The organism is Microbacterium sp. Leaf288 (assembly GCF_001422925.1).
In the GTDB taxonomy this organism is placed as follows: Bacteria; Actinomycetota; Actinomycetes; order Actinomycetales; family Microbacteriaceae; genus Microbacterium.
In genome coordinates this window covers 157,712-172,690 of the sequence record NZ_LMNI01000014.1, presented here as the reverse complement: position 1 = coordinate 172,690, position 14,979 = coordinate 157,712, and the positions used below count along the sequence as shown (strand labels likewise).

Below are 14,979 nucleotides of genomic sequence, written 5' to 3'. Positions count from 1 at the left end.
ATCAGCCGCCCGGGGTCAGCAGACCGCTCTCGTACGCGAACGCCACCGCCTGCACCCGGTCGCGCAGGCCCAGCTTCAGCAGCATCCGGCTCACGTGCGTCTTCACGGTCGCCTCGCCGAGGAAGAGGATCGACGCGATCTCGGCGTTGCTGCGACCGGCGGCGACGAGCCGCAGCACGTCGACCTCGCGCGGGCTCAGCTCCGTGAGCGTCGCGGCGGCGGCGGCGTCCACACGCGGTGCCGTCGCGAACCGGTCGATCACGTGGCGCGTGATCGCGGGGTCGAGCACGCCCGAACCCGCCGCCACCGCGCGCACCGCGTCGACCAGCTGCTCGGGGGAAGAGGCCTTGAGGAGGAACCCGGCGACCCCGGTCGAGAGCGCCTCGTCGACGATCTCGTGCTCGTCGAACGTCGTGAGCATGAGGATGCCGGGGCCGGCGGCATCCTGACTCATCCGGCGTGCCGCTTCGAGGCCGTCCATGCCGGGCATCCGCACGTCGAGCAGCACGACGTCCGGAGAGTGGCGTGCCACGAGTCGCAGGGCATCCGCGCCGTCCGACGCCTCGCCCACGACCTCCACGTCGGACTCAGCGCTGAGCACCATGCGCAGGCCCGCCCGCACCATGGCCTGGTCGTCGACCAGCAGCACACGGATCACGGCGCGACCGTGCTCTCGGTCAGCGGCGTCGAGCTCTCGCGCACCGGCACCTCGGCGACGACGCGCCAGCCGCTGCCGAGCGGTCCGGCGGTGAGCGAGCCCCCGGCGACCGTCATGCGCTCCCGCATGATGCGGACGCCGTGACCACTGACGGCACCGGCGACGTCCGCAGACCGGAACACGCCGTCGTCGGTCACCGTGACCCGGACCCTCCCGTCGAGGTATGCCACCTCGATGGCGGTCGCGGCAGCGCCGGCATGACGCACGACGTTGGACAGCGACTCCTGGATCACCCGCACGAGCGCGGTGTCCTGCAAGGGCGGGAGCGCGACCGCGTCCCCCATCACGTCGAGGGTGATCGGCATGCCGGATTCCCGCAGCGGCGCGAGGATCTTCTCGAGGCGGCTGAGCGACGGGTGCTCGTCGGGGGCAGGCTCGCGCATCAGCCCGACGACCCGGCGCATCTCGTCGACAGCCTCGCGACCGACGCCTTCGAGGCCGCGCAGCACCTCCTGCGCATCCGGGCGCTCGGGCAGGAGGCGGCGGAGGCCACCGATCTGCAGCACCATGACGCTGACCTGGTGCGCGACCGAGTCGTGCACGTCCCGCGCGATCCGCGCCCGCTCGGCCATCACCGCCGCGGCCGCGGCCGCCTCCCTCTGCTCGGTGAGCTCGACGGCGAGCTCGCGCAGGCGCTGCGCCTGGCTGCGTTCGCGACGCACGAGCAGGCCGACACCGAAACCGGCGACGTACACCGACACCGTGAAGAGACCTTCCCAGAGGGCCGCCGAACCGAGCACGCCCGCGGCGAGCGCGGCGGCGGCACCGATGACGAGCGCCCACACCGCGCGGCGGGTGGGCAGCACGGCGGCGGCGCGCCCGATGAGCAGGATGATCGCGAGCAGCTGCACGCCGCCCGGGCCGGGCGCCCCCAGCAGGAGGTTGAACGGCGGCGACAGCGCCGCGACGATCGCGGCGGTGAGGGGCAGCCGCGGCGCCAGCATGACGACCACCCCGACCGCGATCGGAGGGATGAGCGCCTGCTGCGGCACCACCACACGGTCGTCGAGCAGGAACTCCATCACCGAGAGCGCGATCACGAGGGACCCGCCCGCGATGTAGAGCAGCGCTGAGCCGTACCGCGACAGCCATGAGGCAGAGGACAGGGCGGGATCGCGCGGCGTCATGCCCGAAATGCTAGGCCCCGCTCGGGGACGCCCGCGTCCGTCGTGAGACGGAACGCGCCGGCGACGCTTTCCACCGCGCGGCGCGGCGGAACGATACGGGCGGGCGATCCGCCGCGGGGTCGCCCGCCCGTAGCTTCGGTGACGGCTCGCAGCGAGCCCCTGAACCGGAAGGACCGATATGACCACCCACGACACTCCGCCCACCGCCGCACCGGTGCCGGCAGCGCCGGCCACCCTGCCCGCCACGGCGCCGGCCTCGGTGCCCGGCCGCCGCCTCGCCGCCCTCGGCGGGCTCGCCCTCATCGCAGGCGCGGCCCTGTACACCGCAGGCATTGCGACGTCGCCGCCGCAGGCCTCGGAGTCGACCGCGGACTACATCGCCTCCCTGGCCGCCGACCCGGCCCTCACCCAGCTGTCGGCCACGCTGCTGCACTTCGGGAATCTGTTCCTCGCGCTCGGCTTCCTCGCCGTCCCCGGACTCGTCCGTGGCGCCCGCGGCGGCTGGCTCGCGCTGGTCGGCGCATTGCTCGCGACGCTCAGCCACGCCTTGGTCTCGGGCTGGGTGCTCTTCGACTTCTGGACGATGACGATCGGCCTCGAGCTCGACCCCGCCACCGCGGTCGCCGTCTCGGAGGCGGTGCAGGGCGGTCCGGTCTTCGGTGTCCTGTCGATGCTCCCGATGCTCAACCTCATCGCCACCCCGCTCGTCACGGTCGGGCTCGCACGCGCCGGGGTCGTGCCGTGGTGGCTGCTCGCGTTCGCGATCGTGCCGACGCTCGTCATGTTCGTGGTGCCCTTCACGCCCGCACTGTTCGCCTCCGTCGCTGCGGTCGGGTTCGTGCCGGCCGTGTGGTTCGGTGTCGCGATCCTGCGGCGGGTCCGCGCGGAGCGCAGCATGGGGGTCTGAGCGCCTCGCGCCGAACCAGGGCATCTCCGCCGAGACCGGGGGCATCATCCTCGGTTTCGGCGGAAACCCTTTGTCCCGGCGCCGTCGCGGGGGCGTCGGGCGGGCCTCGCGGGTCTTGCGCCGACCGGCGCGATCCAGCAACGTGGCCGCATGACCGAAGACCTCGACGCCCTCGCGAAAGAACTCGACCGCGAGTTCGTGTTCCACTCGTGGTCCGCGCAGGCGGGCCTGGACCTCCCCGTGATCGCGGGCGGCTCGGGCACCGTCGTGTGGGACCACGCCGGCAACCGCCTGCTCGATTTCTCGAGCCAGCTGGTCAACGTCAACATCGGGCATCAGCATCCCGCTGTCGTCGCCGCCATCCGCGAGCAGGCCGGGCGTCTCGCGACCATCGGCCCCGCCACGGCGAACCTGCACCGCGGGCAGGCGGCCGAGCGAATCCTCGACAAGGCGCCCGACGGGTTCGCCAAGGTCTTCTTCACCAACGGCGGCGCCGACGCCATCGAGAACGCGATCCGCATGGCGCGCCTTCACTGTGCTGCTCGAGGAGACGTGGGCCGTGAGACGGTGCTCTCGACGTACCGCTCGTACCACGGCAACACCGGCGCGGCGATCGTCGCGACGGGCGACTGGCGACGGATGCCGAACCAGTTCGCCCGCGGACACGTGCACTTCTTCGGGCCGTTCCTCTATCGCACCGAGTTCTGGGCGACGACCCCCGAGGAGGAGTCCGAGCGGGCGCTGCAGCACCTCGAGCGCGTCATCCAGTCCGAGGGGCCGTCCACGATCGCGGCACTGCTGCTCGAGTCGATCCCCGGCACGGCCGGCATCATGCTGCCGCCGCCGGGCTACCTCGCAGGTGTGCGGGCGCTGGCCGACAAGTACGGGATCGTCCTGATCCTCGACGAGGTGATGGCGGGGTTCGGCCGCACCGGCCGCTGGTTCGCGTTCCAGGGCTACGACGTCGTGCCCGACCTCATCACCTTCGCCAAGGGCGTGAACTCCGGCTACGTCCCGGTGGGCGGCGTCATCATCTCGCCCGCGATCTCGGCGACCTTCGACGACCGCGTCTTCCCCGGCGGGCTCACGTACTCCGGTCATCCCCTGGCCGCAGCATCCATCATCGCCGCCATCGACGCGATGGAGTCGGAGGGGATCGTCGACAACGCCCGCCGCGTGGGCGACGACGCGATCGGACCCGGCCTCGCGGAACTGGCCGAGAAGCACCCGCTCATCGGCGAAGTGCGGGGCGAGGGCGTGTTCTGGGCGCTCGACCTCGTCTCGGACCGCGAGACCCGCGAACCGGTCGGCGCCGACGTGATCGGACGCCTCAAGAAGGAGCTCACCTCGCGGGGTCTGCTGCCCTTCGCCGCGGAGAACCGCATCCACGTCGTACCGCCCTGCGTGGTGACCGATGGGGAGGTGCAGGAGGCGATGTCGATCTACGATGAAGCCTTGACGAGAGTCGAAGACGACCTCGCGTGACACGTGCACGCCCTCTCACGAGGAGGGCTTCCGAAGGAGGAACACGATGACTGACACCCTGCCGCGCACCGAGACGGCGGTTCTCGACCACTGGGTGAACGGGGCCCCCTGGGCCGGGGCATCCGAGCGCACCGGCCAGGTGTTCAACCCCGCGCTGGGGACGGTCCAGAAGGAGGTGCGGTTCGCGTCGCGCGAAGACGTCGGAGAGGCGGTGGATGCTGCGTCAGCGGCGTGGCTGCAGTGGCGCGACGCGTCGATCGCCAAGCGCCAGGGCGTGCTCTTCGCGTTCCGCGAGCTGCTCAACGCCCGCAAGGAGGAGCTCGCCGAGATCCTCACCGCCGAGCACGGCAAGGTGCTCTCCGACGCGCGCGGCGAGATCGCCCGCGGCATGGAGGTCGTCGAGTTCGCGTGCGGCCTCGGGCACCTGACCAAGGGCGCGTACTCCGAGAACGTCTCGACCGGCATCGACGTGTACACGCTGCGCCAGCCGCTGGGCGTCGTGGGCATCATCAGCCCGTTCAACTTCCCGGCCATGGTGCCGCTGTGGTTCTTCTCCATCGCGCTCGCCGCCGGCAACGCCGTGGTCTTGAAGCCGTCCGAGAAGGACCCGACGGCGGCGAACTGGCTCGCCGGCCTGCTCACGGAGGCGGGACTGCCCGACGGCGTCTTCAACGTCGTGCACGGCGACAAGGAGGCGGTCGACGCGCTCCTCGAGCACCCCGACGTGCGGGCGATCTCGTTCGTCGGCTCGACGCCGATCGCCAAGTACGTCTACGAGACCGCGACCTCGCACGGCAAGCGCGTGCAGGCGCTGGGCGGCGCGAAGAACCACATGCTGGTGCTCCCGGACGCCGACCTCGACCTCGCCGCCGACGCCGCCGTGAACGCCGGCTTCGGCTCGGCCGGCGAGCGCTGCATGGCGATCTCGGTCGTGCTCGCGGTCGACACCGTCGCCGACGCGTTCGTCGCGAAGGTCGCCGAGCGCATGGCCGGCCTCAAGGTCGGCGACGGCACGCGCGGCTGCGACATGGGCCCGCTCATCACGGGCCAGCACCGCGACAAGGTCACGTCGTACCTCGACGTCGCCGGAGCCGACGGCGCCTCGGTCGTGGTCGACGGACGCGACGTCGAGATCGACGGCGACGAGAACGGCTTCTGGCTCGGACCGACCCTGATCGACAACGTGCCGACGACCTCCACGGTCTACACCGACGAGATCTTCGGACCCGTGCTGTCGGTCGTGCGGGTCGAGGGCTACGAAGAGGGCCTCGACATCATCAACTCGAGCCGCTACGGCAACGGCACCGCGATCTTCACGAACGACGGCGGCGCTGCCCGGCGCTTCCAGCGCGAGGCGACCGTCGGCATGATCGGCATCAACGTGCCGATCCCCGTCCCGGTGGCGTACCACTCGTTCGGCGGCTGGAAGGCGTCGCTGTTCGGCGACGCGAAGGCGTACGGCCCGCACGGCTTCGAGTTCTTCACGGCCGAGAAGGCGATCACCTCGCGGTGGCTCGACCCCTCGCACGGCGGCATCAACCTGGGCTTCCCCCAGCACGACTGACCCCGCTCACCCGGACAGCCCGCCGGAGTCCGTGAGACGACAGTTGCGGGACGAGACCCTGGGGTTCGCCCAGGGTCTCGTCCCGCGGCTGACGTCTCACCGCGGGGACGAGGGAGCGCCCGGCGTGCCGGGCGGCGCGAACACCGTCAGCGCCCGCGGCACGGCGACGCACCGGAGGGTGAAGCCGCCGGGAGCCCGCTCCTCGAGTTCGCCGTCATGGACGAAGACAGACGGATGCCCCGGCTCGGGGCGCACCTGGAGTTCGAGCTCTCGCACCACGAGCCGCTCGATGTCGGCGTCCCGGGGGAACAGCCCGATCGCGCGCAGCACGGCCGCGGACCGCTTGCCGAACGCGAGTGACGCGAAGGCGCGGACCTTGGATCCGCGTGCGTGGTGGATGCGCACATCCAGCACGGCGGCATCCGTCTCCTGCCGCTGCATCGTCGCGACACGGTCGGGATCGTTTCGGCCGACGCTCACGAAGACCGACCAGACCCGGGCCCGCCTGCCGTCCCGGACGATCGTCAGCGGCTCGGCGCGACGCAGCGCGACCGCCGTGGCCACTGCACCGCCGATCCACTTGCCCAGGCTGCTGCGACGCTCGCGCTCCTCGATGAGTTCGGGGTACGCACCGATCGACACCGCGTTGAGCACCGTCACCGGTTCGCCGGCGTCGGCCGTCGCCTCCACCACACCGACGGCCACGGCGGAATCCGCGTCGTAGGCATCGATCGCATCGTCGACGCCCTCGACGCCGAGCGCCCGGACGAAGTGGTTGAACGTCCCGCCGGGCATCGCCAGCAGCCTGCGGTCGTGCTGCCGGGCAAGGTGCGCCATGCGCGACACCGAGCCGTCGCCGCCGTAGATCCCCAGCACGTCGGGAGCGGCATCCGACTTCATCGCCTCCGCGACGACCTCCGCGAGGTCCTCCCCCTCCGCGAGCTCGTGCACGACGGCGCCCGGCAGGCGCTCGGCGAACGTCGTCGCCGGATCCGACCGGATCACCGCCGTGCCGGATTGCGCGTTCCGCACGATGAGCACTCCACGGCCGTCCATGGGCAGAGGCTACCGACGCTCACCGGCTGCAGCAGAGGTCTTGCGCTGAACCACGATCTGCCGAAGCCGCGAGCCGGTGCCCATTCAGGCGGGCAGGATGGGGCGGTTCTCGTAGAACGTCTGCAGCACGACCGTCGTCCGGGTGTTGACCGACGCGGCGGCACGGATGTCGCGGATCAGCGACTCCAGGTGGCGCGGCGACGCGACCCGCACGAGCAGGATGTAGCTCGCGTCGCCGGCGATCGAATGGCACGCCTCGATCTCGGTGAGGTGCTCGAGCAGCTCGGGCGCGTTGTCGGGCTGGGCGGGGTCGAGCGGCGTGATCTCGACGAAGGCCGCGAGCGGCTTTCCGACGGCCTCGGCGTCGACGAGCGTGCGGTAGCCGGTGATGACGCCGCGGCTCTCGAGGCGACGCAGTCGTGCCTGCACGGCGGACACCGACAGCCCGACGGCTGCAGACAGGTCGGCGAGGGTGGCGCGGGCGTCCTGCGACACCTCGCGCACGATGGCGGCATCGATCGCGTCATCCAGTGCAGGCATGACTCGACTCTAGGTGCGCGAGCAGGAACTTTTCCTGTCGAATCCTGGAATGAAGGGAAGTTCTCTAGAATCAGGAGTGAAACCGCACTCGAAGATCGGAGGTTCACCATGTCCAGCAGCACCCTTCACACGTCGAAGGCGATCGTCGGCGAACCCGAGGTCGTCGAGGACGCCCGCATGGCCGAGACGAGCGACGCCTGGCTGCGGCTCAAGGCCGCGGCGACCGCGATCCAGAGCCTCCAGGTTCAGGACGGATCGATTCCGGATGCTGGGGCTCACACCGAGGCCCGCGCTCTGGTCGCCGAGATCACCGCCGGCATCCGCGCCCTCTCCCCTGCTTTCCCGCACGACGCCGAGTACCTCTCCGCATCGGTGCGCGACTTCGAGCGCTGGATGGACCAGGGGTTCGGCGTCCCCGACTTCCTCGAGTCGCTCGAAGCCTTCCAGCCGCAGCAGCAGCGGGCCGACGGCATCCGTCATCTCGTCGTGTTCCCGATGTACACGCAGAACGGCTCGAGCGACCGCCACGTCGAGGCCGTGCTCGTCGAGGTGATCTGGCCGGAGTTCATCGCGCAGCTCGAGGCCGGCGACTACGGCAACAAGCTGTTCGTGTCGCTGCGGTTCGTCGACTTCACGCCCGGGTACGACACGAACTCCGCGGTGCTGTTCCCCGAGACCGTCGCGATGCGCGAGGTCCCGACGTTCACGTGGGGCGCGATCTTCCAGGACCGCGAAGCCGCGCGCTATCGCCGCGTCGTCCGTGCCGCCGCCGACATCACGAAGCTCGACCTCCCCGCCGACGCCGCGCGCATGCTCGACGACCAGGAGCTGACCGAGAAGACGTTCGTGATGTGGGACATCATCCACGACCGCACGCACATGCGCGGCGATCTGCCGTTCGATCCGTTCATGATCAAGCAGCGCATGCCGTACTTCCTGTACTCGCTCGAAGAGCTGCGGTGCGACCTCACCGCGTTCCGCGAGTGCGTCGCGATCGAGAAGCGACTGTCGGCGCAGGAGTCGCTCACCGCGGCCGAAGCCGAGATGCTCGAGCACGCGAAGCTCGTGCAGTACGCGGTGATCTTCGACCGCATCTTCCGCTTCTCGATCACGGGCTCGCGCGTGCGCAACTATGACGGGCTCGGCGGCCAGCTGCTCTTCGCGTGGCTGCACCAGCGCGACGTGCTGCACTGGACCGACACCGCGCTCGCCTTCGACTGGGACGACGTGCCCGCGGCCGTGATCGCGCTCGGCGAGGCGATCGACGAGCTGTACTGGCGCTCGATCGATCGCCCGAAGACGGCGCACTGGCTCGCGGTCTACGACCTGGTGCGCTCGACGCTGACGCCCAACCCCGCTTCGCGGTGGGCGCGGGGCCTCCCCGACGAGATCCTCGCCGGCGCCCCGAAGGGCTACACCGACGCGGTCCTGGACGACGAGTTCCCGCTGTCGATGTTCTTCGAGGCGCTCGACAAGAAGATGAAGCCGGTCATCGAGTCGACCGCCGGGATCACCGGGCGCGATTCCTGACGCGCGACGTGCTGTTCTCGGCGACATCACGTGATCTCGCCGAGAACACACGCCAGGTGCGGCCACAGCGTGTGCGTTCGGCGAGATCATGTGAACTCGACGGAAACGCACGCCATCGACGGAAGGAGGGGGAGCATGAGCGTCTCAGGCAGGCTCGTGATCATCGCCGGCGCGACCAGCGCGTCGGGCCTCGCGGCCGCGCGCGTGCTCCGCGACGCGGGTGCGCGCGTGGTCGCCGTCGGGCGCGACGCCGGCCGGCTGCGCGATCTCCTCGATTCGCTCGAGACGGTCCCCACGTCCTCTCGGCGCGGGGCTCCCGCTTCACCCCTCGCCGCCGCGGCCGGAAGCGTGCGCACCGACGTCTGCGACCTGGGCGACGAGACCGCGGTCGCTGCGCTCGCAGAGCGCATCCACGCGACGGACGGACCCGTCGACGGCGTGCTGCACCTCGTCGGAGGCTGGCGCGGCGGAGGCGGGCTCGCGGGCCAGACCGACGCCGACTTCCGCTTCCTGGAGGGCTCCCTCACGGCCCTGCGCCACGTCAGCCGGGCCTTCGACGGCGATCTGCGCGCCTCCGGGGCCGGTCGCCTCGCAGTGGTGTCGTCCACGGCGGTGGCGCGTCCGCTCGCCGGCGCCGCGAACTACGCCGCGGTGAAGGCCGCGACCGAGGCGTGGGCGCGCGCGGTCGCGCAGGGCTTCGCGAAAGACGCCCGGGATGCCGGCAGGCCGGTGGCCGCGGCATCCGTCATCTTCCGTGTGAAGAGCCTCGACGGACTCGAAGAGGCGCTCGCGCACCGGTTCGCCGACCTCTGGCTCGCCGATGCCGCCGACATCAACGACACCATCATCGACCTCGGCGGTGCATGACTCAGGCAATTCGCGGTCGCACAGCGACCTCGGCGCCGGAATCCCGAGGGCGGCACCCGGTTGACGCCTCCCGCAGCCTGAGTCATGCGCCGCCGCGAACTAGATTGGACACCCGTGACCACGATCCACGACCCGAACCTGCGCGGCTTCGCCAGCGACAACTACTCCGGCATCCACCCCGAGGTGCTCGCGGCGATCGCCGCTGCCAACGACGGCCACCAGGTCGCGTATGGCGACGACGTCTACACCGAGCGTCTGCGGCAGGTGATGGCCCGCCACTTCGGCGAGGGCGTCGAGGCGTACCCGGTGTTCAACGGCACCGGTGCGAACGTCGTCGGGCTGCAGTCGATGCTCCCCCGCTGGGGCGCGGTGGTCACGGCCGGGACGGCGCACATCAACGTCGACGAGGGCGGCGCCCCCGAGCGCGTGGCCGGCATCAAGCTCCTGACGGTGCCGACCGACGACGGCAAGCTCACCCCCGAGCTCATCGACAGGGAGGCGTGGGGCTGGGGCGACGAGCACCGTGCGCAGCCGCTGGTGGTGTCGATCACGCAGTCGACCGAGCTCGGCACGCTGTACACGGTCGACGAGATCACCGCGATCGCGGACCACGCGCACGGCCTCGGCATGCACGTGCACATGGACGGCTCGCGCATCTCCAACGCCGCGGCATCCCTCGACGTGCCGTTCCGCGCGTTCACGCGCGACGCGGGCGTCGACGTGCTGAGCTTCGGCGGCACCAAGAACGGCGCGATGCTCGGCGAGGCCGTGGTCGTGCTCAACCCGTCGGCGTCGGAAGGGCTCAAGTTCCTCCGCAAGCTCGACATGCAGCTCGCGTCGAAGATGCGCTTCGTGTCGGCGCAGCTGCTCGCCCTCCTCGAGGGCGACCTGTGGCACCGCAACGCCTCGCACTCCAACGCCATGGCGCAGCGCCTGCGCGCCGGCATCGAGGCGGGGCTCGCCGACGGCTCGATCTCGGGCATCGAGTTCACGCAGCCGACGCAGGCGAACGGCGTCTTCGCGACCCTGCCCGAGGGTGTGGCGGAGCGCCTGCGCGCCCACTTCCGCTTCTACGACTGGGATGCCGCGAAGAACGAGGTGCGCTGGATGTGCAGCTTCGACACCTCCGAGAACGACATCGACGCCTTCCTCGCGGCGATCGCCCGCGAGACCTCGGCCGCCTGACTCCGCGCGCCGACGCCGCTCAACAGGTCAACCGGGCTTCTGCAGGAGAATGCGCCGTAGGACGCTCCTGCAGAACCGCGGTTGACCTGTTGAAGCCGTGGGACGGATGCCGCACACCCGGGCATCCTCGGTCGCCTCAGCGAGCGAGGAACGCGGTCGAGCGAGCTTGCGCGTCGAGACGCAGAGACGAAACGCCTCGAACCCGGCGCAAGCCGCGGGTTCGAGGCGTTTCGACTTCGCGCGCCAGAGCGCGCTTCGCTCAACGAGCGGGGAGAAGGGGTCAGCCTTCGTGCTGCTCGCGGCCGTGCTCGTCCTCGGCCTGCGCGTCCTCAGACTGCCCGCCGGCCTCGCCGGCCTCGGCCTCGGCGACCTCGGCTTCGACGTCCACAGCAGCGGCAGCATCCGTGTCGTCTGTCTCGATGTCGTCGCTCGCGGCAGCGTCTTCGGCTGACGTGAGGGGGGTCTCGGGGCGGATGAGCTCCTTGACCTCGGCCATGAAGCTCATGAGCTGGTGCTGCTGCCAGCGCAGCTGACGCGTGCGGTCCTCGGCGTCGCGGAGCACGGACTGCGAGTGGGTCGTCACGAGGTCGATGATGCGCTCGGCCTTCACGTGGGCGCGGTCGAGGTGCTCGCGCGCGCGCAGCTGCGCGTCGGCCTCGATCTGCTGCGACTGGGCCCGCATGAGGCGCTCGAAGTCCTCGGCCTTCACCGACACGCGCTGGGCGTGCTCGAGCGATGCGGTGACCTGCTCGTTGGCGTCCTGCGTGATGCGCTCGGCGTGGGCGACCGCCTGGTTGTGCAGCACGAGGAACTCCTGGTGCGCGTCGTCCTGGCGGCGGGTGAGGGATGCCTCGAACTCGAGGGCGCGCAGACGCAGCTCGCGCACCGTCTCCTCGGCCTCCGCGCGGTCGCGGGCGGTCTCGCGCGCCACGGTCGAGCGCAGCACGGCCGCGCCCTTCTCGGCCTCGGAGCGGATCGCGGCGGCCTCGCGCTCGGCCTGCGACACCTTCTCGACCGCGTGCGCGGCTTCGCGCTCGAGGCGCGCCTCGTGCGCAGTGAGCTCGGTGTCGATCTTCAGCCGGATCTGCTGCGCGTCGTGCTGGGCCTGCGAGACGATGCCGTCGGCCTCGGCCTGCGCGGATGCGCGGCGGTTCGCGATCTCTTCGCGCGCGGCCTCGAGCAGGCGGTCGCCCTGGATCGTGGCGTTGCGGATGAGCAGGCTCGCCTGGTCCTCGGCGACGCGCAGCACCTCTTCGAACTGCTGACGGTTGGGCGACTCCGTGGTCGCGCCGACGAGCTCGTCGCTCAGGGTCTGCACGCGCTGCTCGGCGTCGGCGATCTTCGCGTTCGCGAGTTCGAGCTCGCCCCGCAGCCGCTGGACGGCGTCGCCCTCTTCCTCGCGGGCGGCCGATGCCTCGGCCGCGACGCGCTCGAGGTCGGCCTGGCGCGTCTGCTCGGCTTCGGCGAGCGCGGCTTCGAGGCGCTCGACCTCTTCCTGCCGAGCGACGAGGGTGGCGTCGATCTCGGCCTGACGTTCGGCGATCGCGGCATCGATCTCGGCCTGGCGGCGCTCGTTCGCCGCCTGGAGCTCGGCCTCGAGCCGCTCGGCCTTGGCGCGGCTCTGCGCTACAGCGGCACCGGCGCGGCGCTGGTGCTGCTTGAGCTGCGCGACCTCGTCGCTGGCGGCGCGCATGCGCGCGTCGAGCCCGGCGATGGCGGCGTCGACCTCTTCCTTGTCGTAGCCGCGGAAGGTCGTCGTGAAGCCCGATCCGAACGCGGTGGTCGCCGTGTCGCCGATCAGGTTGTCGAACGGGGTCGGGTCGTCCTGACCCGTGTTTGCGGCACTCTGGGCGTGGTCGGACATCGGTATCTCCGCTTTCTGTGGCGAGGTTGGTGCAGCTTCGGCGAGTGCTCGCGGCGGAGGCGTGCGGTACCGGGCTCGACGCGCCGGCGAACGGATCGCCGCGCGCGCGGGCAGCGGTGGCCGCACCGTCCTCGACGACACCGGGGGGTGTGTCGCGGGTGACTGCGCTTCGGGGGTAGGTGAACCCTACAACGCCGCGCTGTGCGCGAGAAACGTCACTCGCCGGCGAGCCACTCGCGGTACGCGTCGAACGACGACGGGCGCCCCAGGAACGCTTCGACGAGGTCTCGCGCGTCCCGCGATCCGCCCCGTTCCAGCACCTCCGTGCGGTAGCGACGTGCGGCTTCCGGGTCCATCAGTCCCGCGCCGAAGCCGCTCAGCAGGTCGCGCGCGATCACCAGGCTCCACTGGTACGTGTAGTAGCAGGCGCCGTACCCCGTGAGGTGCCCGAAGCCGGCGTACGAATGGAGTCCGCTCAGCGGCTGGACGGGACTGGATGCCGCGTACAGCCGCTCCGTCTCGGCCTGCAGGTCGGCGGGCCGGTCGACGTGCAGGTGGTACGACACATTGGCGTGCCCCAGCTGGCGGCGCACCTCGAGCGCGCGGCCGAAGGCGTCGGCGGTGCGCATGCGCTCGACGAGATCGGCCGGGATCGGCTCGCCGTCGGCGTTCGCGCTGAACGAGGCCAGGACCTCGGCGTCCCACGCCCACTCCTCGAGGAGCTGGCTCGGTGCCTCGACGAAGTCCCACTCGGTCGCGACACCGCTGAAGCGGGCGAAGCGCTGCCGGCCGCCCAGGATGTCGTGCACGAGATGCCCGAACTCGTGGAAGAACGTCACGACCTCGTCGTGCTCGAGCAGTCCGCGTGAGAAGTTGCACAGCAGCGCCGCCTCCGCAAGCACGCGTCCGGAGACGCCCGGCGCGAGCGGGAAGCACGCGGCATGGCTGAACTTGCCCTCGCGCGGATGCAGGTCGAGGTGGATGCGCCCGAGGCGATCGGCGCCCCGCATCACATCGAACGACTGCACGTCGCTGTGCCACGCCGGCACGTCCACGGGCACGTACTCGACATCGAGCAGGCGTCCGGTGACGTCGAGCACACCCGCGACGACGCGCTCGAACGGGAAGTACGACCGCACGAGCTGTGCGTCGACGTCGTACTGCTCGCGCTTGATCGCCCCGAGCAGGTACCAGAAGTCGGCGATCGACACGACGTCGGCAGCGGGGATGTCGCGGCGCAGGCGTTCCAGCAGGATCGGGTACTCGGCATCGGTCGCCGCCCGTGATGCGTCGTCGAGCCGCGAGAGGAATGCCGGGATCTCGGCCCCGGACCCGATCATGCGGGTCTCGGTCTCGTAGTCGGCCCAGTCCGGGTAGCCGAGGAGGCGGGCGCGCTCGGCGCGCACGTCGAGCAGCTCGGCGAGGATCGCGTCGTTCTCGGGCCACGCGAGGTCGTTGTAGGCGCTCACCAGCGCGACGCGGGTCGCACGGTCGTGCGCGTAGTCGCGGACCGGCATGAGGTCGGGGTAGTCGGTCGACAGCGTCACGCGTCCCTGCGCGTCGGCAGGGTGGGCGTCGATGAAGTCCTGCGGCATTCCGGCGAGGCCCTCGGCCGGGACGGTGATCTCGCGGCGGCCGTCGCGGATGTTGCGCGAGAACGCCAGCGACAGCTCGGTGTCGCGGTCGGCCAGCTGCCGGGCACGCTCGCGGTCGGCTTCGTCCAGTTCGACGCCACCGCGGCGGAAGTCGCGCAGCAGGTGCGTGAGCAGGCGCGCCTGGTCTTCGTCGAGACCGTCGGTCGAGGCATCCGCGAACGAGTTCCACAGATCGCGGTTCAGAAGGCGCCCCGCCGACAGCGACTCGACCGCCTGCACCTGCGACTCCGCGGTCTCGCGCACCTCGGCGTCGGGGTGCGCCTCGCTCACGACGTAGGCCTCGCTGAGCGCCTCGGCGAGGGCGATGTCGGCGTCGTTCCAGAGGTCGAGGCGTGCCGCGGTCGTCAGCTCCGCGTCGGAGGTCAGGCGTGCGTCGATCTCATGCACGCGGGCGATGCGCTCGGCAGGACGCTCGGTCGCGAAGGCCGCCCAGCCGGCGGCGTCGGACGGGAAGGGCAGGGGTGCGAGAGTCACCCTGTGA

At 71.1% G+C, this 14,979-nt stretch carries 12 protein-coding genes; 6 read left to right on the top strand and 6 right to left on the bottom strand.

Annotation, left to right across the window (positions count from 1 at the left end):
- Position 1: 1 nt before the first annotated feature.
- Complete coding sequence (locus ASF40_RS19705) at positions 2 to 658, bottom strand: response regulator (RefSeq protein ID WP_082497226.1); 657 nt, start codon at positions 656 to 658, stop codon at positions 2 to 4.
- Positions 655 to 1,845 (bottom strand): sensor histidine kinase, encoded by a 1,191-nt coding sequence (locus ASF40_RS19700; protein WP_056372326.1) that lies wholly within the window; start codon positions 1,843 to 1,845, stop codon positions 655 to 657. Before ASF40_RS19700 ends, ASF40_RS19705 begins: the two co-directional genes overlap by 4 nt.
- 178 nt (positions 1,846 to 2,023) lie before the next feature.
- On the opposite strand from ASF40_RS19700, the gene ASF40_RS19695 reads away from it, so the two are divergent.
- The 3 genes from ASF40_RS19695 (at position 2,024) to ASF40_RS19685 (ending at position 5,801) form a co-directional block, all read left to right on the top strand.
- A complete protein-coding gene (locus ASF40_RS19695) occupies positions 2,024 to 2,752 on the top strand; it encodes a hypothetical protein (protein WP_056372324.1) in 729 nt (242 codons plus the stop codon).
- Between the two features lie 150 nt (positions 2,753 to 2,902).
- Complete coding sequence (locus ASF40_RS19690; protein ID WP_056372322.1) at positions 2,903 to 4,237, top strand: aspartate aminotransferase family protein; 1,335 nt, start codon at positions 2,903 to 2,905, stop codon at positions 4,235 to 4,237.
- Positions 4,238 to 4,283: 46 nt separating this feature from the next.
- Positions 4,284 to 5,801: a CoA-acylating methylmalonate-semialdehyde dehydrogenase gene (locus ASF40_RS19685; protein ID WP_056372320.1), complete on the top strand. Its 1,518-nt coding sequence runs from the start codon at positions 4,284 to 4,286 to the stop codon at positions 5,799 to 5,801.
- Positions 5,802 to 5,897: 96 nt separating this feature from the next.
- On the opposite strand, the gene ASF40_RS19680 is transcribed toward ASF40_RS19685, so the two are convergent.
- Together ASF40_RS19680 and ASF40_RS19675 are read right to left on the bottom strand one after the other, a co-directional pair.
- A complete protein-coding gene (locus ASF40_RS19680; protein ID WP_056372319.1) occupies positions 5,898 to 6,857 on the bottom strand; it encodes a diacylglycerol/lipid kinase family protein in 960 nt (319 codons plus the stop codon).
- Positions 6,858 to 6,941: 84 nt separating this feature from the next.
- On the bottom strand, positions 6,942 to 7,397 hold the full coding sequence (locus ASF40_RS19675) for an Lrp/AsnC family transcriptional regulator (RefSeq protein WP_082497223.1): 456 nt from the start codon (positions 7,395 to 7,397) through the stop codon (positions 6,942 to 6,944).
- A 108-nt stretch (positions 7,398 to 7,505) separates the two neighbouring features.
- Here ASF40_RS19675 and ASF40_RS19670 point away from each other — a divergent pair, with 108 nt between their 5' ends.
- The 3 genes from ASF40_RS19670 to ASF40_RS19660 all read left to right on the top strand — a co-directional run bounded on the left by ASF40_RS19670 (position 7,506) and on the right by ASF40_RS19660 (position 10,979).
- On the top strand, positions 7,506 to 8,927 hold the full coding sequence (locus tag ASF40_RS19670; RefSeq protein ID WP_056372317.1) for a DUF6421 family protein: 1,422 nt from the start codon (positions 7,506 to 7,508) through the stop codon (positions 8,925 to 8,927).
- A 135-nt stretch (positions 8,928 to 9,062) separates the two neighbouring features.
- Positions 9,063 to 9,794 carry an SDR family NAD(P)-dependent oxidoreductase gene (locus ASF40_RS19665; RefSeq protein WP_056372315.1) on the top strand — a complete coding sequence of 244 codons (732 nt, stop codon included), beginning with the start codon at positions 9,063 to 9,065 and terminating at the stop codon, positions 9,792 to 9,794.
- A gap of 114 nt (positions 9,795 to 9,908) precedes the next feature.
- Entirely contained in the window at positions 9,909 to 10,979 is a 1,071-nt protein-coding gene (locus ASF40_RS19660) for a threonine aldolase family protein (RefSeq protein ID WP_056372313.1), read from the top strand.
- A gap of 280 nt (positions 10,980 to 11,259) precedes the next feature.
- On the opposite strand, the gene ASF40_RS19655 is transcribed toward ASF40_RS19660, so the two are convergent.
- Complete coding sequence (locus ASF40_RS19655; RefSeq protein WP_235560299.1) at positions 11,260 to 12,843, bottom strand: hypothetical protein; 1,584 nt, start codon at positions 12,841 to 12,843, stop codon at positions 11,260 to 11,262.
- A gap of 215 nt (positions 12,844 to 13,058) precedes the next feature.
- Positions 13,059 to 14,972: a M3 family metallopeptidase gene (locus tag ASF40_RS19650; RefSeq protein WP_056372311.1), complete on the bottom strand. Its 1,914-nt coding sequence runs from the start codon at positions 14,970 to 14,972 to the stop codon at positions 13,059 to 13,061.
- Positions 14,973 to 14,979: the final 7 nt, after the last annotated feature.